This window comes from Paenibacillus sp. Cedars (assembly GCF_003184205.1).
Classification (GTDB): domain Bacteria; phylum Bacillota; class Bacilli; order Paenibacillales; family Paenibacillaceae; genus Paenibacillus_AQ; species Paenibacillus_AQ glucanolyticus.
Window position 1 is genome coordinate 2,204,781 of record NZ_CP020866.1, and the last position, 17,929, is coordinate 2,222,709.

General features: G+C 48.8%; 13 protein-coding genes and 1 pseudogene. 12 read left to right on the forward strand and 2 right to left on the reverse strand.

What is annotated here, in order from left to right; translation table 11 throughout:
* Positions 1–30: 30 nt before the first annotated feature.
* Positions 31–1,029 carry an ABC transporter substrate-binding protein gene (locus B9D94_RS11820; protein WP_148247084.1) on the forward strand — a complete coding sequence of 333 codons (999 nt, stop codon included), beginning with the start codon at positions 31–33 and terminating at the stop codon, positions 1,027–1,029.
* Positions 1,030–1,301: 272 nt separating this feature from the next.
* Here the strand turns inward: B9D94_RS11820 and B9D94_RS11825 are convergent.
* A pseudogene (locus tag B9D94_RS11825) lies at positions 1,302–1,696 on the reverse strand (winged helix-turn-helix transcriptional regulator).
* Between the two features lie 190 nt (positions 1,697–1,886).
* Here B9D94_RS11825 and B9D94_RS11830 point away from each other — a divergent pair.
* The 3 genes from B9D94_RS11830 to B9D94_RS11840 all read left to right on the forward strand — a co-directional run bounded on the left by B9D94_RS11830 (position 1,887) and on the right by B9D94_RS11840 (position 4,921).
* A complete protein-coding gene (locus B9D94_RS11830) occupies positions 1,887–3,092 on the forward strand; it encodes an MFS transporter (protein WP_036637219.1) in 1,206 nt (401 codons plus the stop codon).
* A gap of 67 nt (positions 3,093–3,159) precedes the next feature.
* Positions 3,160–4,005 carry an aldo/keto reductase gene (locus tag B9D94_RS11835; RefSeq protein ID WP_148247085.1) on the forward strand — a complete coding sequence of 282 codons (846 nt, stop codon included), beginning with the start codon at positions 3,160–3,162 and terminating at the stop codon, positions 4,003–4,005.
* 121 nt (positions 4,006–4,126) lie between these two features.
* Positions 4,127–4,921, forward strand: a complete 795-nt coding sequence (locus tag B9D94_RS11840; protein WP_006210914.1) for an SDR family NAD(P)-dependent oxidoreductase — start codon at positions 4,127–4,129, stop codon at positions 4,919–4,921.
* 23 nt (positions 4,922–4,944) lie between these two features.
* On the opposite strand, the gene B9D94_RS11845 is transcribed toward B9D94_RS11840, so the two are convergent.
* Entirely contained in the window at positions 4,945–5,811 is an 867-nt protein-coding gene (locus B9D94_RS11845) for a helix-turn-helix transcriptional regulator (RefSeq protein WP_006210913.1), read from the reverse strand.
* 194 nt (positions 5,812–6,005) lie between these two features.
* On the opposite strand from B9D94_RS11845, the gene B9D94_RS11850 reads away from it, so the two are divergent.
* From B9D94_RS11850 to B9D94_RS11885, 8 genes are all read left to right on the forward strand, one after another.
* Positions 6,006–7,871, forward strand: coding sequence for a beta-L-arabinofuranosidase domain-containing protein (locus B9D94_RS11850; RefSeq protein ID WP_006210912.1), 1,866 nt, complete (start codon positions 6,006–6,008; stop codon positions 7,869–7,871).
* Between the two features lie 305 nt (positions 7,872–8,176).
* Positions 8,177–9,100 (forward strand): ArsR/SmtB family transcription factor, encoded by a 924-nt coding sequence (locus B9D94_RS11855; RefSeq protein ID WP_006210911.1) that lies wholly within the window; start codon positions 8,177–8,179, stop codon positions 9,098–9,100.
* Positions 9,101–9,389: 289 nt separating this feature from the next.
* Positions 9,390–10,757: an ABC transporter substrate-binding protein gene (locus tag B9D94_RS11860; protein WP_148247086.1), complete on the forward strand. Its 1,368-nt coding sequence runs from the start codon at positions 9,390–9,392 to the stop codon at positions 10,755–10,757.
* 99 nt (positions 10,758–10,856) lie between these two features.
* Positions 10,857–11,750 carry a carbohydrate ABC transporter permease gene (locus B9D94_RS11865; protein WP_036637426.1) on the forward strand — a complete coding sequence of 298 codons (894 nt, stop codon included), beginning with the start codon at positions 10,857–10,859 and terminating at the stop codon, positions 11,748–11,750.
* A 34-nt stretch (positions 11,751–11,784) separates the two neighbouring features.
* Complete coding sequence (locus B9D94_RS11870) at positions 11,785–12,624, forward strand: carbohydrate ABC transporter permease (RefSeq protein WP_006210908.1); 840 nt, start codon at positions 11,785–11,787, stop codon at positions 12,622–12,624.
* Positions 12,625–12,627: 3 nt separating this feature from the next.
* Positions 12,628–15,075: a family 43 glycosylhydrolase gene (locus B9D94_RS11875; protein WP_253806139.1), complete on the forward strand. Its 2,448-nt coding sequence runs from the start codon at positions 12,628–12,630 to the stop codon at positions 15,073–15,075.
* A gap of 61 nt (positions 15,076–15,136) precedes the next feature.
* Entirely contained in the window at positions 15,137–16,897 is a 1,761-nt protein-coding gene (locus B9D94_RS11880; RefSeq protein ID WP_148247087.1) for a glycoside hydrolase family 2 protein, read from the forward strand.
* A 21-nt stretch (positions 16,898–16,918) separates the two neighbouring features.
* Complete coding sequence (locus B9D94_RS11885; RefSeq protein WP_063480552.1) at positions 16,919–17,884, forward strand: glycoside hydrolase family 43 protein; 966 nt, start codon at positions 16,919–16,921, stop codon at positions 17,882–17,884.
* Positions 17,885–17,929 lie beyond the last annotated feature (45 nt).

A 17,929-nucleotide genomic window follows, 5' to 3' on the forward strand; every position in this document is an offset into this window, starting at 1 on the left:
ACTCATTAACCATTCTGGAGGATTCATATTATGTACAAGACGAAATTCCGAGTGCTTTTATATATGTTCGTACTATGTTCTTTATGGATTACAGCTTGTAGCGGGACAGAGAATACCACGAGCAGTGCCGGATTTGCCGGGGAAACTGCGGTCGGCGCGGAAAATCAGAAGAGCGAAGCTTCAGCACCAGCAACTAGAGTAATAGAGACGATTCATGGAGAAATAGAGATCCCGGCTGAACCTAAGCGAATTGTGGTCGATGCTTACTTGCCTACGTTACTGCTGCTTGGTGAGAAGCCGGTAGGTGCGACCGAAAGGGATCTCGGCAACGTGCATATTCAAGACTTGATTGAAGGAATTGAGAGCACAGGAGAGAGCACGACGGAGAAGATTCTGGAATTAAGCCCGGATTTAATCATAAGCGCTAACTCGGAACCCGAAATATACGAGCAGTTATCCAAAATTGCGCCAACGGTTATTATTCCATATGAGACCTACCGAAGCGTACATGAGGAAGTCGAGGGCTTTGGGGCCATGCTGGGCAAGGAAGAAGAAGCAACGAAATGGCTCGCCAGCTTTGATGAGAAGATCGGAGAGCTTCGGATCCGCATGAACGCTGTTATGGCAGAGGGAGAAACGGTATCGATTTTCGGTGCCTTCGGAAAAGGGTTTTATCTGTATGGTGACGGCATCTATCGTGGAGGTTTGGCGATTTTCAAGGAGCTGAAATTAACCCCGCCCGAACGCATTAAAACGGAATTAATCGACACAGGGGAAACCTTTAAGGAGGTTTCAATGGAAGTCCTTAAAGATTATGCTGGCGATTACATATTCCTGGATGAGTCGAAAGGTGGTACTTTAGACAAGGATGACAAGGTATGGAGCTCCCTTGAGGCTGTCAAGCAAGATCGCGTGTTCTATTTGGACGCCAAACGATTCTGGCCGTATGACCCCATAGCTGTCCTGGCTCAAGCACAAGAAGTGACGGATATGATCGTTGCCAAAAAAGAGAAGGAAAACGCGAAATAAAAAACGTGGCGTATGAATGATTCGCGTGACGAATGAGATGAAATTTGGGATGGGTACATCTGGAGATTAAATGGCAGTAGTGCGGACGAATTCAACATTTGGTGAATGGACAAGATAGACCGTCTTTGACCGCGGTGAACATATAGAGTAACTTAAAAAAGGGCAAAGTCAGTGATATCTGACTTCGCCCTTTTGGCATTGGATCGCGTCCATAGCATCATCTGAATCCTAATCCGGGACTACAGAAGGGAGCAGGTCCGCTTGATATAAGTCTAAAGTACATCTAATGGTGCATTGCCTGTCTTCAGTTTGTCGTTCAGTATGCTATCCTCAAGCACACTGAACTTGTCTCCGTATACTTTTGTAATATGCCTTTCCCCCCATGCACAGAGCATGTCCAGAATTCCGCACAGACTCATACCGTACTCACTCAGCTCATATTCCACTTTCGGTGGTACCTGGTTATGGATAATCCGATTGATCACGCCGTCATCTTCAAGCTCCCGCAGCTGCTGAGTGAGCATTTTCTGCGTGATATGAGGCATGAGCCGCTTCAATTCGTTCGTTTGCGGCCGTGGGTCAGATGACACAGGATCACGCATTTCCACTTACCTCCGATAACCTCCAAGGTTGCCTCTACTGCTATGTTGTATTTCTTTGCTTGCATATACATCCTCCTTAATTTATAGGCACCAATAAGTACCTAGGGTACTCTGTGGTACCTACCTTACTAAAAAGTACGTTCTTCACACAAAAGATGATATCAATCATAATAGCATTTGCCAGCTGGATTACACCATACAGAATATTTTCACAAAATACAAGTTATACACTTGATAGGGGGAACTATTAACATCATGATCGTTAACAAAAAGAGAAGTTTGTTTGCACTGTTGGCCCTTGCGGTCAGTGCTTTTGCTATCGGCACTACAGAGTTTATAAGCGTGGGACTGCTTCCTCTTATTGCAGAGGATATGAATATTTCGGTGACAACCGCCGGTTTAACCGTTTCGATGTACGCGCTGGGCGTTACCTTCGGCGCACCGATTCTTACGTCACTTACATCCAGGATGCCCAGAAAAGCGCTGCTGCTCTGGATTATGATTATTTTTATCATCGGTAACAGCGTGGCTGCCAGTGCAACTTCGATTGGCATTCTACTTGCCGCCCGCGTGCTTTCGGCCTTTTCGCATGGCGTATTTATGTCCATCGGCTCGATCATTGCAGCAAGCGTCGTACCTGAGAATCGCAGAGCCTCCGCCATCTCCATTATGTTTACGGGGCTTACGGTAGCTACGGTTACGGGTGTTCCGCTTGGAACATTTATCGGTCAGCAGTTGGGCTGGAGGCTTGCTTTTGTGGCAATTATTGTAGTTGGTGTTATCGCCTTCATTGCCAACAGCATTCTAGTCCCTGCGGATTTGCCCAAGGGAGAGCGCACTACATTCCGTGATCAGGCTAAATTGTTGACAAACGGCAGACTGCTTCTTATGCTCTTGATCACTGCATTGGGTTATGGAGGTACTTTCGTTGTCTTCACTTATTTGTCTCCATTGCTTCAGGATGTAACAGGTTTCAAGGAAAGCACGGTGGCGGTCATCCTGCTTGTATACGGAATTGCCATTGCAATTGGTAATGTTATCGGCGGGAAGGCAGCAAACCGAAACCCGCTTAAAGCCCTGCTCTATATGTTTATCGCTCAAGCGGTGGTGCTGTTCATTCTGCTGTTTACTGCACCATTCAAAGTCGCCGGTCTAATCACGATTATTCTCATGGGTTTTCTTGCATTTATGAATGTGCCAGGGCTTCAGGTTTATGTCGTGATGTTGGCTGAGCGGTTTGCTCCCCGGGCTGTCGATATGGCTTCCGCGATGAATATTGCCGCCTTCAATGCTGGTATTGCAATCGGGGCTTTTATGGGCGGCTTGATTACGGATTCACTTGGCATGATTCATACAGCCTGGATCGGCGCATTGATGGTGCTGGGCGCTGTTGTGCTCACCGGTTGGAGTTTGAAGCTGGAACGGAAGGATCAGCAAGGGCATCGAGACCAAGCAGCTTGATCAATTAATTGTAAGTAAGAAGGGAAGCTTTCTAACATTCTCACAAATAATCGGAGGTTTTACCAACATGACAGCAAAAAACTTACAGGATACAACCACTTTATCTAATGGCGTTAATATGCCATGGTTTGGACTTGGTGTCTTTAAAGTAGAAGAAGGACCGGAATTGGTAAATGCGGTTCGCACGGCAATCCAGCACGGCTATCGCAGCGTGGATACGGCAGCCATATACGAAAATGAAGAAGGCGTTGGACAGGGAATACGTGAGGGTCTGGAAGCCGCGGGAATCCAGCGAGAAGATCTGTTTGTTACATCTAAAGTGTGGAATGCTGACCTGGGGTATGAATCGACACTAAAGGCTTATGAAGCAAGTATCCAGAAGCTGGGATTGGAATATTTGGACCTGTATCTCATACATTGGCCGGTTGAAGGGAAATATGTAGAAGCGTGGACAGCGCTAGAAACGCTGTACAAGCAAGGCCGGGTAAAAGCCATTGGCGTGAGCAATTTCCACATCCATCATCTGGAGCAGTTAATGAAGGAAACTGAAATCAAACCGATGGTGAACCAGGTGGAATATCACCCGCGGTTGACGCAAAAGGAGCTGCAGCAGTACTGCCAAGCGAACGGAATTCAGTTCGAGGCCTGGTCTCCCTTGATGCAGGGCCAGCTGCTGGATCAGGAGGATCTTCAAGGCATTGCCGCGAAGCATCATAAATCCATTGCCCAGATTATTCTGCGTTGGGATCTGCAGAACGGCGTGATTACCATTCCAAAATCAACCAAGGAACACCGGATTATAGAGAATGCGGCTATCTTCGATTTTAAGTTGTCTGATGAGGATATGCAGCGTATCGACAGTTTGAATCAGGACCTCAGAGTTGGTCCCGACCCGGACGATTTTGACTTTTAAGAAATCCGTTTGAGGTAACAATATAAGTGTAATAAATATTACGGCTCTCCTTCATTTCCAGCTGCACTTCGGAAACAAGGAGAGTCCATTTTCTACATAGCCTAAGAAGGAGCGAGAAATGATGAATCTGGATCTACAAGGCAAAATCGCATTGGTAACAGGCTCGACGTCCGGCATTGGCAAAGCTATTGCCATGGCTCTTGCAGCTGAGGGAGCATCGGTCATTATTAATGGCAGACATGAGGATAAGGTGAAACAGACGATCCATGATATTCACTCGAAGCACCCGGATGCCGAGGTGCGTTTTGTCGTTGCGGATCTTGGCACGGAGGAGGGATGCCATCAGGTTAGGGAAGCAGCTCCGGTGCTTGATATTTTGGTTAACAATCTGGGGATCTTTGAGCCTGCTGAATTTTTTGATATTTCGGATGCGGATTGGTTCAGGTTCTTTGAGACGAATATTATGAGTGGTGTTCGGTTAACGCGGCATTATCTGAAAAACATGCTAAGTCGCAATGAAGGCCGAATCATCTTTATCGCAAGTGAAGCTGCCGTCATGCCATCGCAAGAGATGGCACATTACAGTGCAACCAAAACGATGCAGCTGTCCCTCTCCCGGAGTTTGGCCGAGCTGACAACAGGCACACGCGTAACGGTGAATACCGTCATGCCCGGATCCACCCTGACCGAAGGTGTGGAGACGATGCTGAATACTCTGTACCCTGATGAGAAGCTCACCATCGAAGAAGCCGAGCTGCGATTTATGAAGGAAAACCGGCCGACGTCCATTATTCAGCGATTGATTCGACCCGAGGAGATTGCGGATTTTGTTACCTATCTCAGCAGCCCCAAGTCCTCGGCCATCAACGGTTCAGCACTCCGAGTAGATGGGGGCTTGGTCCGTAGTGTGTTCTAGGCCAGGGCAATGGAACGATAAGCTCATGGTGAACGGTATTTTTGCCTGAAGGATTTGGGTTTGAGGCCAGTATAACGGGAAAAGCATCGTATAAAATAAGGAAACGAGCCGAACCCGGATTCTTCGGCAATATGCCCAATGGGATCATTGGTATGAATCAGCATTTGTTTGGCTTGTTCGATTCGATGCCGTGTAAGAAATTCCAGGGGAGTGCAGCCAAACGTCTTTTTCATGCATATGGAAAGGTAGTTCTGGTGAAAGTGCATGGCATCAGATAACCTCCCGTAACTCATGGGTTCGTTGTAGTGTTTCCTGAGATAGTTGGCCGTTCTCTCGGCAATGACATAATGAGGGTTCTGTCTCTTCTGAATTCCTTGTTCTTCAGCTTGAAGCAGCAGTAGAAGCTCCTGCAATACCTGCTGCTGCTTCCAACGCGCTGCGGAAGAAAGGGATTGCTCCAGCAGCTGCAATTGTTCGATGAACAGCTCGGCCTGCTCTCCCGATGATAACTGTCCGTATTTCGGTATATAGAAGGTGAAGTTCTCGATATGTACATATGGCTGCTCCGATTGCGATAAGGCAAATGGGGTTATTTCCTCTGCTTCGATCCACTGGCCGAGCGTCTGGAAATGCAGCCAATAAAAATGCGTCTCCTCTTGGCATGGCAAAAAGGTGCGATGCGCGGCATCCGGTCTCAGAATCAGGTAACAGCCTGCGGAAACGCGATACGGAGCGCCAGACTCCTCCAGATATAAAACGCCTCTTGTAACCAGAATCAGATCAAAGACACCGATATTAAACCGATTCGGATGCTGGTCTCCTTCCTGATAGGTATCTTCTCCACAAATAATATAGTGAGGCAGCGGCGGTGCCGTGAATTGGAAGAGCATATGCTTGTCTGACCTCCTGTCATACAAACTTTTTCTCCATAATAAACTCTTTTCTGATCAGAATTCAATAAGACGCATGATGTTGTAATTGGATAAAAACAGGTTGCTTCTGTGTATAGGGCACCGTCTGATGACATGATATATTTCTATCAGAGTGTACACCTACAAGACAGAAACAAGGAGCGTGGAAGTGAATGCTGCATGAGACTGCGTTTAGCAACCTCCCATTAGGAGCCATAAAGCCGGCTGGCTGGCTTAAGGATCAGCTTGAGATTCAGGCAAACGGGCTTACCGGACATTTGGAGGAACAGTGGAAAGACGTTGGGGCTGACAATGGCTGGCTGGGTGGACAGGGGGAGAGCTGGGAACGGGGACCGTATTATGTGGATGGGTTGCTTCCTTTAGCTTATTTGCTTGAAGACGAGTCGTTAATTGCCAAATCGAACCGCTGGGTCGAGTGGTCGCTTGCCAGCCAGCAGGAGAATGGCATGTTCGGTCCGGCGCGTATTACATCGGTAAATCAGGATATCGACAAGGAGCAGGACTGGTGGCATTACATGATTATGCTGAAAGTGATGATGCAGCATGAAGAAGCAACAGGGGATGAACGAATCATCCCGTTTCTCACGAAATTTTTTGCTTATGTCCATTCAGTTATTAAGGAACAGCCGCTTCGGGGCTGGGCTCAGACAAGAGGCGCGGAAATGCTGCTGTGCATTGTCTGGTTGTATAAACGCACGTCGTTATCCTTCCTGTTAGAGCTTGCCGATATCGTTGCCGGACAAACGACGGACTGGAGCGATATCTTTCATGATTTCCCATTCTGGCGAAAGGTTGAGGAGTGGGATTGGACGACCCATGTTGTCAACGTAGCCATGGGAATCAAAACGCCGGGCGTGCTGTTTGAATTAAACGGCAACGTCAAAGAGCGGGAAAGCGTGCTGCGAGGCATCGACTCGTTGATGAATTATCATGGTCAAGCGCACGGCATGTTCTCGGGAGATGAATGGTTGTCCGGTACCCATCCGAGTCAGGGCGTGGAATTGTGTGCCGTCGTGGAGTATATGTTCTCTATGGAGCAGTTGACGCGTATTTTCGGAGACGGACGCTTTGGGGACATTCTGGAGAAGGTTGCCTTTAATGCGCTGCCTGCCGCAATCTCTCCGGATTGGACATCCCATCAGTATGACCAGCAGGTCAATCAGATGGTGTGCAACGTCGCTCCGCGGCCATGGAGCAATGGTCCGGATGCCAACCTGTTCGGATTGGAGCCGAACTTCGGATGCTGCACGGCCAACATGCACCAGGGCTGGCCCAAGCTGACTTCACATCTCTGGATGAAGGATCGGGAGGAGGGGCTTGCAGCCGTATCCTACGCGCCATGCACCGTGAGAACAACGGTAGGTCAAGGGGTTGCCGTAGTTGTAGAGGTAAGGGGAGAATATCCGTTTAAGGATCGCGTCCAGATCAAGCTGTCATTGGAACGACCGGAATCGTTTCCTCTCTCCTTGCGTATCCCGGCATGGTGCGATCATCCCGTCATTACGCTGAACGGGCACAAATTGGAGTTCCAGGTTACATCCGGTTATGCAAGGCTCGTTCAGAACTGGCAGAGCGGTGACCGCCTGGACATTCACCTGCCGATGGAAGTGAGAACCTCGTCGCGGAGCATGTACGCTGCAAGCATCGAAAGGGGGCCGCTGGTTTATGTGCTGCCTGTGAAGGAGAACTGGCAGATGATCCAGCAGCGGGATATGTTTCACGATTGGGAGATATATCCTGCATCGCCATGGAAATATGGTTTGATTGCCGATACGTCATTCGAGGTGCTGGAGCAGGATATGGCTCGGCAGCCGTTCTTGGCTTCAGAGTCACCGATCAGGGTGAAGGCGCAGGGACAGTTAATCCGGGATTGGAAAATGGAAGGCAACAACGCAGGAACTCCACCGCTGCATCCGAATACGGATGGACAGCCCATTACGGAATTAGAGTTAGTTCCGTATGGAAGCGCCAGGCTTCGAATTGGCGAATTTCCTCTGATCGGGAAGCGAAAGAAATGATCTTAAGCTAAGGATGACGGGGACTGAAAAGCTAACGCAAGCTGAGCAGGGCAGGAGTATCGTAGTCAGACGGAATTTTCGTTTCTTAGAACTGCATACCAAGCTGTTCAACGTTACTGGCATGTATAGGAGCTTTCATATTTCTCTTGTTTTAGATGGAAATCTAAACGGTGAGGAGTGAAAGCTTCTTTTTGCGTTCTAGTATTATGGTATCATTGTTTTATTACAAAAAAACTGGACAAATACGCATGATGTTGTTTATATTATTGTAAGATAAAGAAATATGACGAGAAGGTGACTGTACATTGCTGGAACTGTCCATTAATGATTCTGACCGATTGGTAAAAGTGGCTCATGCACTCAGCACGCAGACCAGAATAGGCATTATTAAGCTGCTGCTGGCCAAAGCTAATCTTAATATCTTGGAAATCGCGGAACAGCTTGATATTCCCGTATCGACAGCGGCAAACAACGTCAAAGTATTGGAAGAAGCCGAATTAATCGTCACAGAGCTTCAGCCTGCGACAAGAGGGGCCATGAAGGTGTGCAGCCGAAATTTTGACGATGTACGCATGATTTTGAACCCCAAGGCCTATGACCAAAATACAAGCAAGGTTGAGGAAATCGAAATGCCCATTGGTCATTTCATTAATTTTGATATCGTTCCTACCTGTGGAATGGCCAATGCGACAGGGATGGTTTTTCAAGAGGACGATCCGGTTAATTTCTATCTTCCAGAGAGCAGAACCGCAGAGATCATATGGTTCCGTAAAGGCTGGATCGAATATCGGTTTCCCCGAAAGCTTCCAGCAGGAGCACAGATCCAGTCACTGGAATTCTCCCTCGAGATATGCTCCGAGGCGCCAAACTTCAATAATGATTGGCCATCGGAAATTACGGTGTGGATTAACGACATAGAGGTGGGGTCATGGATTTCGCCAGGAGATTTCGGCGATTACCGCGGCAAGCTTAATCCTTCATGGTGGTATGACAACAGCACACAGCACGGTCTGCTGAAAACCTGGTCTACCGATCTGAACCGAAGCATGGTGGATAAAGAGAAATGCTCGGATGTTACCCTTCGGGATCTTCATCTGGAGGAAAAGCCGTTTATTACGTTTCGGATCGGGATCAAGCCCGATGCGAAGCATCAGGGCGGTATCAATTTGTTCGGAAAAGGATTTGGAGATTACGCGCAGGGCATTGTGATGAAGCTGCAGTATGATTGATCCATATTAAACGTTAAGGTTTCAGATGTTTTGTAATACAAAACATTCTGAAACTTTTTTTATTGAATAAAACAATAATTTCGAAAGAAAGCGTTGACAAAACATTTAATAACCGTATATTATTCTGTTTATAAACAAATTAATTGTAATAAAACAAACGAATGAGTATTGAAGAGTTGGGAACATGGGCAGAGAAAACTAGTTCATGGCTCCAGATGTACTCATGGAAGCGCTGTTTTGAGCAGTAGTTTGTTTATCAGCAAATCAATCGAAGGGGGAAGCATCCATTATGGCTTGGAAAGGAAAGTGGGTTCAGCTTTCATTGACAATGGTGTTAAGTTTCATGCTTGTACTATCAGGTTGTGGTTCCAGCAATAATACCGCTGCACCGGAGGACCCGAAATCGGATGGTGGGACGGGAGAAACGAGTGAAAACGCAAAATCCCAGATTGAATTCATGGGATGGGGAGGCGATACCGAGAAAGCCGTATTCCAGAAGCTGATTGACTCCTATATGAAAAAGAATCCGAACAAGAAAGTGAAATATACTGTCGTTCCGCCTGCGGAATATTACCAGAAGCTGGATACATTGATTGCGGCGAACAAGACACCGGATGTTTTTTATGCCGGAGGAGCCCACTTCAATAAGCTGGTCTCCAGTGATGTTCTGTTAAATCTTGAATCCCAGCTCAACTCCAGCAGCGACGTGAACCCCGACAATGTGTGGAAGCAGGGACTCGATCGTTATCGTTACGATGGAAGCAATGTGGGTTCCGGAGATTTGTACGGATTGCCTAAAGACGTAGGTCCGTGGGCATTTGCTTACAATAAAGCGTTGTTTGATAAAGCGGGCCTTCCATACCCTAGCGCCAAGGCTGGCGAATACACATGGGATGACATGGTCGCAGATGCAAAAGCCATCACCGTTGTGAATGAGCGCGGAAAGATCGATACGTTCGGTGTTGCGGGCTACTCTACCGAATCCGCGGTGTGGGCCAATGGAGCCGACTGGCTCGATCCCGCTACCGGCAAGATTACAATTGATACGCCTGAATTCGCAGAAGCGATGCAATTTGTAGCCGATTTGAGCCTGGTACATAAAGTCAGTCCGTCACCGGACGATGAGAAGGCCCAGAACGCCTATGCTCGCTTCGTTGCCGGTAAAGTGGCCATGTTCCCAATGGGTCCGTGGGATCAGCCTGGTTTCTGGGATCTGCCGTTTGAGTGGGACATCGCCGCATGGCCGGCAAGTCCAAATACGGGCAAAACCGCAACGTGGCTGGGTTCGCTTGGATTCGTTGTATCAAAGAAAACGGAATATCCTGAAGATTCATTTGCCCTGGCAGCGTACTTGAGCCTGGATCCGGAATCGCAAAAAGAAAATTACATGCTGGGTCAAGCGGTTCCGAATTTGATGGATATGGCAAAGGGCGAATTCCTGGACATGGAGAAGGCCCCGCAGACTCGTCAGGTATTCCTCGATATCATCGAAGATTATGGACGTCCGCCAGTTGAGGTTACCTCCAAAAACACCAAATGGCTGGATACGTTCTGGCAGGATGCCAGTCAAGTGTGGACAGGCAAGAAATCCGCAGCTGAATTTGTCAAAGAGGAGCAGCCGAAGCTGCAGAAGCTTTACGACGAAAGCAATAAGTAGGCAGGGCAGCACATGCTGCGGTGGAGAGGCGAAGACGACGGGGGAACCCGGCTTGCAGCGTCTTTGCTTTTTCCCGCTGCAGCCAGGGAGGAAAAATTGATGAAGAATACAACCCCGGGATATCGGCGCAAAGAAATCATATGGTCACTGCTGTTTGTCACACCGCCGATATTGGGTTTCTTGATATTCGGCTTGGCACCGCTTCTGACATCGTTTGGATTAAGCTTCATGTCATGGGATATGTTCACGCCCGCCAAGTTCACGGGTACGGACAATTTTCAGTACATGTTTGCGGACGAGAAATTCTACAAGTCGCTTTATAACACGTTCTATCTGCTGCTCGGTATTCCGCTCGGCATGATCATAGCTCTGATCCTGGCGATCATGATGAATCGGCCGCTAAAGGGTATTTCATTCTTTCGTACCATTTATTACATTCCGGTGATATCCCCTATTATTGCCGTTTCATTACTCTGGCAGTGGCTTCTTAATTACGATTACGGCATTATCAATGAGTTTATCTGGAATGTATTCGGGGTGCAGGGTCCGAACTGGCTCGGAGACCCGAACTGGGTAAAACCGTCATTCATCCTGATGGGTTTATGGGGCGGCGTTGGCGGCACTATGGTGCTGTATCTTGCAGGATTGCAAGGGATACCCTCAAGTTATTATGAAGCGGCTCAGGTTGATGGGGCTTCACGCTGGCACCAATTCAAGCATATTACGCTTCCGCTGCTGTCGCCGATTCACTTCTATGTCGTTGTGATGGGCATCATAGGCACCTTCCAATCCTTCAGCCAGATGTACATTCTGGCAGCAGATGGAGGGCCTGAATACAGCGGAGCGACCATCGTGTATTACATCTTCCAGGAAGCCTTTAAATATTTCAATATGGGCTACGCAAGCGCGGTGGCATGGGTGCTGGGTATTCTCATTTTTATCATCACGCTGTTCCAGTTCCGCTTCTCCAAGCGGTGGGTTTACCAAGAATAGACGCATGCCATTTATATAGGAGGAATTAGATATTATGGTTAAACAACGCCGTTTGATCCATTCGATGATCTATATCCTGCTGCTTGCGGGGTCTTTCATCATGCTTGGACCGCTAGTCTGGACGTTGTCAACGTCATTGAAGAGCCAGCAGCATGTTTTTGATATACCGCCGCAGTGGATTCCCGATCCGCTGACATGGCTGAATTACAAGGATGTCTGGGCCAAAGCCCCGCTCCTGTATGGTTTTATGAACAGTGCCATCGTGGTGGTGACGGTACTGACAATAGGTCTGTTTGTGGCAGCCATGGCGGCTTATGCCTTTTCCAAGTTTGATTTTCCCTTCAAAGAAGGGATCTTCATGGCCCTGCTTGGCACGATGATGATTCCATATTCCGTGGTCATGATCCCCCAATATATCGGTTTCTCTGAGCTTGGGTGGGTGGATACGCTGCTTCCGCTCATCGTGCCTGGTCTCTTCGGGAATATTGTGACGATCTTCTTCTTTCGTCAATTTATGCAAGGCTCTATTCCGACGGACCTCATCGATGCGGCGAAAATAGATGGCTGCGGATATTTCCGGACATTTACGACCGTCGCGCTTCCCATCGTGAAACCGGCGATTGCTGCACAGGCCGCCCTTGGATTTATGGGGATATGGAACGATTTTATGGGCCCCTTGATTTATCTGCACACACCGGAAAGGCAGACTATTCAGGTGTTAATCGCAAGTATGCAGTCCAATTACATCTCGACCTCCAATTATCCGTCGCTCATGGCTGCCTCCATCGTGGCATTGCTGCCAGTCGTTATTGTATTCTTCATGGCTCAGCGCTACTTCATTGAATCCTTGGCCATTACGGGCATTAAGGGATAACCGATGACACGATTTCGGAAACCGTGGAGGCTGTTAGGGATTTCGTTGGCATCGGTTGCGGCTGTGGCCGTTACGCTTGCAGTTATACAGGATGCGACCAAGGGTAAGCAGGCATACGGAGGGGAGATAACAATGGAACATACCTATCTGAACCCGATGAAGCTGGATCAGGAATGGGAGGATTATGGAATAGGTGACCCTTATGTACTGCGTTTTAATGGAAGATATTATCTATATTGCAGTACAAAGGACTGGCGTGTCGGCATTAAGGCATGGAGCTCCGAGGATCTTGTGAGCTGGCAATATGAAGGACTTGCTACAGAAGAGCTGCTTACCGAGGGAGCTTATGCACCGGAGGTAGTCTACTGGAACGGATCATTCTACATGTACACCTCGCCTGGTGGCAAGGGACATTATGTTCTGCGAAGCGACAATCCGACGGGTCCATTCCAAATAGAAACCGATAATTTGGGACTGAGCATCGATGGCTCGGTGTTCATAGACGATGATGCCAAGTGGTATTTCACTTATGCCGCATCAGGCGGCATCATGGCAAGCACCATGAAGGACCCGTATTCCATCGACGTTGGCTCTAAACTGAATACGTCTTTAGGCCACTGGACGGAAGGCTCCATGATCATCAAGCGTCAAGACCGGTATTACATGACGTATACAGGCAATCATGTGTTCAGCCGCGGATACCGCGTCAATTATGCGGTTGCCCATGATTCGCCTAACGGAATCTACTCAATTCCGGAGAATAACCCCATCATCATCTCGACTAACGATGAGTTTAACGGGCTGGGGCACAGCGCAACCGTATTAGGACCTGACATGGATTCCTACTACATTGTGTACCACAATCTTGCGGGGCGTTCGGCGGAAGGCCCGCCGGTACGGATGTTAAACATGGACCGATTGATTTTTAATGGAGACAAAATGTCGGTTGCAGGACCTACGCATGGGATACCGGTGCAAGCACCAGCACTTCCGGTCTTTCATGATGTGCTCGGAGGACCGGAGCCGCAAGGCGAGCACTGGGAACATCAGAAGCTTGTAAATGGATCAGCAGCATGGATCAGCAGCCTAAGCACGGACAACAGGTTTACGGCCGAGTTCAATGCTGTGCTCACGGATGAGAACGTCCCTGCCGGTTCGGAAGATGCGGATTTCGAGGCTTTGTTTTCCTATGAGGATGGAGATCATTACCGAGGCATCCGCGTGGATGGCAAGGATATGTCCATGTCAATGTTTGAAAGAGCTGGGGGACAAGAAGTTATAACTCAATCCGTCAGTCTCCCTAACGGAATGGATATGACCAAGCATCACGCGCTGCGCATCGAATCAGGGGACCATGGAACCCGAGTTTATTGGGATGGGATCCTTCTGTTGAGCGATAAGGAAATGAAGGGTACGGCAGGACGGATCGGATATAGCTGGTCACCCGCGCTGAAGCCGGAACTGCGATATACCGCCTTTTCAAACGAAGCGAACGGCAGCAGCGACCAAGATGTGCTGAAGCAGGTGCCTGGTACGATGGAGGCCATACATGGTGTCCAAGATTCAGTTGAGCGTAACGAATACGCAATCAGTGACAAGGAAACACCGGACGGAAGTTATGCGGTAACCGTGCTTCAAGATCACAAGGGACTAACGTTTCCGGTATATGTAAAAGAAGACGGCAGTTATCTGTTATCTGCGATGGTATCGAACGCTTCGGCCGGTGCAAGGCTTGTCCTGGATGCCGGGGGAGAACGAAAGGAAATCCTGCTGGATCCTTCATGGTTCTCCGAAGATTCCGAATGGACGAAGATTCCCCTGGGGTCGGTTCAACTGCGTAAGGGGCCTCAATGGCTATCGTTAACGAGGAAAAAGGGAGATGTCTCGATACGTTATATCGAGTCCAGCTTAATTTCCCCAGTAGCGCCACGTCATGACGTCGAATTCACCGACGTATACGGCAGCTGGAACCTTGCAAACGGTCAGGCCGAGCTTCTGTCGGAAGGCCAAGAGGGCAAGTTGTTCGGCGGGGACCCGCGATGGAGCAATTACGAAGTGAGCTTTCAGTTAACCGCAACTGAAGAAGCGTCAGGGGAGGCGTCCGTGCTGTTAAGAACATCCAACGAATCGGATTTTCCGGACCAGGTCAGGGACTCCTTCATGGGTTATGAGCTGTCTTTTCGTAATGGAAGGGTGATCTTAAAGCGGATCAGCTATGAAGTGAATGAGGAGATGGCTTCGGGCTTCCTTGAGCTGGAGGAACATCAGCCAGCAGAGATTAAAGTAAGACTTGAAGGAGCCGCTATACATGTGTACGCCAACGGCGGTGAAGATCCGATTGTGAGCTGGCTGGACCCCAACGCCTTCCTGAACGGCCGTGTCGGTCTGCGTACCTCCTCGAAGGGATGGACCTTCTCGCCGCTAACGGTTGAACCGATCGAAATGCAGTAACTGCATACCAACAACATAAACATAGCACAAGCCAACGTGCGACAAAGGAGCAGGAGACAACATGACAACAAAAATGTATAGCAAAGATTATCCGCGACCTCAATTCGTGAGAGAACATTGGGTTAATCTGAACGGGGAGTGGAGTTTCGGGTTTGACGATGACAATACAGGTGAGCGTGATCGGTGGCAGGATGATTTTGGCGGTGAATTGAAGATCACGGTGCCCTTTACTTATGAGACGAAGGCCAGCGGGATCGGCAGAGAGGAGCACCATCCATTCATATGGTATAACCGAACGCTTGATATCCCTCAGGAGGATGAGGGCAAGCGAGTTGTCCTGCATTTTCAAGGAGTAGACTACTTGGCGAAAATCTGGATTAACGGTACCTACGTTGGCAGTCATCAAGGGGGATACTCGGCATTTTCATTTGATATTACCCCGTACATATCCTTTGGTGCTGCCAATCAATTAACGGTGAAAGCGGAGGACAGCATGGATGCAACCCAGCCACGAGGCAAGCAGAGGTGGGTTGAGCATAATTTCGAGTGTTTTTACGTCCAGACAACCGGGATTTGGCAGTCGGTCTGGCTGGAAGTTGTAGAACCGGTCCATGTCGATTCTGTCAAAATAACACCGAATATGGATACGCGCTCCGTGCGTTTCGAATACCAGGTGAAGGGTGATTTCACGACGAAGGAGACCAGACTGGAGACGATTATCAGCTTGAAAGGGAAGCAAGTTAAGAAAGTGAGTTTGACGATTGATCGTCCGTGGCTCCAATTGGACGTCGATCTGGTTCACGAAGCCAACGGTCCGTGGAAGCACTGCCTGTGGTCTCCGGCTCATCCGAATTTATACGATGTTGAATTTATACTGCATCAAGGGGAGGAGAAGCTCGACCACGTCTATTCCTATTTCGGCATGAGGAAGATATCGATTGAGAAGGGCAGAGTCCTGCTTAATAACGTTCCGATCTATCAAAGACTCGTGCTGGACCAAGGTTATTGGTCTGACAGTCATCTCACTCCGCCATCCGAGGAAGCCATCATTGAGGATATCGATGCAATTCTGGAAATGGGGTATAACGGTGTCCGCAAACATATGAAAGTAGAGGATGCCCGGTTCTTGTACTGGTGTGATGTAAAGGGGCTGCTTGTCTGGTCGGAGATGGCGGCTGCCTTTGAATTCAATGACAATGCCATCCAGAAATTCACCAACGAATGGATGGAAATCGTCCGTCAGCAATATAACCACCCCAGCATTATTACCTGGGTTCCGTTTAATGAATCGTGGGGAATCGCGCAAATTGCCAAGGACCGCAGGCAGCAGAAATTTACCGAATCCATTTATCATTTGACGAAGTCATTCGATCCGAACCGTCCGGTGATCACGAATGACGGCTGGGAGCACACCGTGTCCGATATTTTGACACTTCACGATTATATTGAGTCCGGGGAACAATTCAAGAAGCGTTATGCGGATAAAGATGTGATCGTGAATAACGAACGATCGTTCAACCAGTGGAAGTATGCTTACGCAGAGGGATACCATTACGGAGGACAGCCCATTATCGTTAGCGAATTCGGGGGCATTGCCTTTCAATCGGAATCCGGCTGGGGTTATGGCAAGCAGGAGTCATCAGAGGAGGAATTCCTCTCGAGGTTCCGCAGCATTCACCAAGCGATCAAGGATACGGAATATATTGTAGGATATTGTTACACACAGCTAACGGACGTGCAGCAAGAGATGAACGGTTTATTGACAGAGGAGCGCAAACCGAAGTTTCCGCTGGATATCATTCGCGAGATCAATCTTTCTTAAGTTTGGAAGGAGGAAAACAAATTGACTCAACAAACGTTCAGGAACCCGATACTCCCTAATGGTGCCGACCCTTGGATCATCAAACATACGGATGGATATTATTATTTGACGGTGACGTTAGGTGACCGGATCGCCCTTTGGCGGAGCCATACCATGACCGGGTTAGCTGCGGCAAACCCGACAACGATATGGACCCCCGAACAGGACGGGCCGTATTCCTATCATTTATGGGCACCGGAGCTTCACTACATTGAGGATCGATGGTACATCTATTACACGGCCAACGATGGGGGCGGCGATGATACGCGAAGAATATGCGTTCTGGAGCTCATAGGCGACGATCCGGTGAACGATGAGTGGATATTTCGAGGTGTGATAAACACGGAGCATCCGGGATTGGATGGAACCGTGCTCCAGCACGAGGGAGAGCTGTATTTTTTCTATTCCGGATACGGTTTTTTCCCGGACTACGGTTCGGCCATTTATGCGGTCCGCATGGTTAATCCCTGGACCTTAACGGGGCCGAATGTGCTTCTATCGGCGCCTACGGAAGCATGGGAGAAGCAAGGCGGGATGGCGATTAACGAAGGACCGGTGTTCTTGAAGCGGAATGGGCGCTTGTTCCTCGTATTCTCGGCAAGCGCGACCTGGTCCGATGATTATAGTCTTGGGATGATTACGATTTCGGAGACGGATGATGTGCTTGATGCTTCAGCCTGGACCAAGCATGCAGGGCCAGTGTTTGCGAAGAATCCCGCTCAGGGCGTGTACGCCCCCGGACATAACAGCTTCACCGTCTCACCGGACGGTTCGGAAGATTGGATCGTCTACCATGCGTATTCTTACTCGGAAGCCGAGCAGCAGCGTTCGGCTGGCGGTCCACGCAGTACGCGGATTCAACGCTTCGGCTGGAAAGAGGACGGCTTGCCCGATTTTGGGCTTCCAATATCTGAGCATAGCTTGCTTCCCCTGCCTTCCGGAGAGTAAAACAGCTAAACATGATCCCGGCCAGGCATTGGAGCCTGGCCGGGG

Excerpts from the sequence above, each read along its gene's own strand:
- B9D94_RS11820 (WP_148247084.1), top strand. The coding sequence starts at position 31 with ATGTACAAGACGAAATTCCGAGTGCTTTTATATATGTTCGTACTATGT.
- B9D94_RS11830 (WP_036637219.1), top strand. The coding sequence starts at position 1,887 with ATGATCGTTAACAAAAAGAGAAGTTTGTTTGCACTGTTGGCCCTTGCG.
- B9D94_RS11835 (WP_148247085.1), top strand. The coding sequence starts at position 3,160 with ATGACAGCAAAAAACTTACAGGATACAACCACTTTATCTAATGGCGTT.
- B9D94_RS11840 (WP_006210914.1), top strand. The coding sequence starts at position 4,127 with ATGAATCTGGATCTACAAGGCAAAATCGCATTGGTAACAGGCTCGACG.
- B9D94_RS11845 (WP_006210913.1), bottom strand. The coding sequence starts at position 5,811 with ATGCTCTTCCAATTCACGGCACCGCCGCTGCCTCACTATATTATTTGT.
- B9D94_RS11850 (WP_006210912.1), top strand. The coding sequence starts at position 6,006 with ATGCTGCATGAGACTGCGTTTAGCAACCTCCCATTAGGAGCCATAAAG.
- B9D94_RS11860 (WP_148247086.1), top strand. The coding sequence starts at position 9,390 with ATGGCTTGGAAAGGAAAGTGGGTTCAGCTTTCATTGACAATGGTGTTA.
- B9D94_RS11865 (WP_036637426.1), top strand. The coding sequence starts at position 10,857 with ATGAAGAATACAACCCCGGGATATCGGCGCAAAGAAATCATATGGTCA.
- B9D94_RS11870 (WP_006210908.1), top strand. The coding sequence starts at position 11,785 with ATGGTTAAACAACGCCGTTTGATCCATTCGATGATCTATATCCTGCTG.
- B9D94_RS11875 (WP_253806139.1), top strand. The coding sequence starts at position 12,628 with ATGACACGATTTCGGAAACCGTGGAGGCTGTTAGGGATTTCGTTGGCA.
- B9D94_RS11880 (WP_148247087.1), top strand. The coding sequence starts at position 15,137 with ATGACAACAAAAATGTATAGCAAAGATTATCCGCGACCTCAATTCGTG.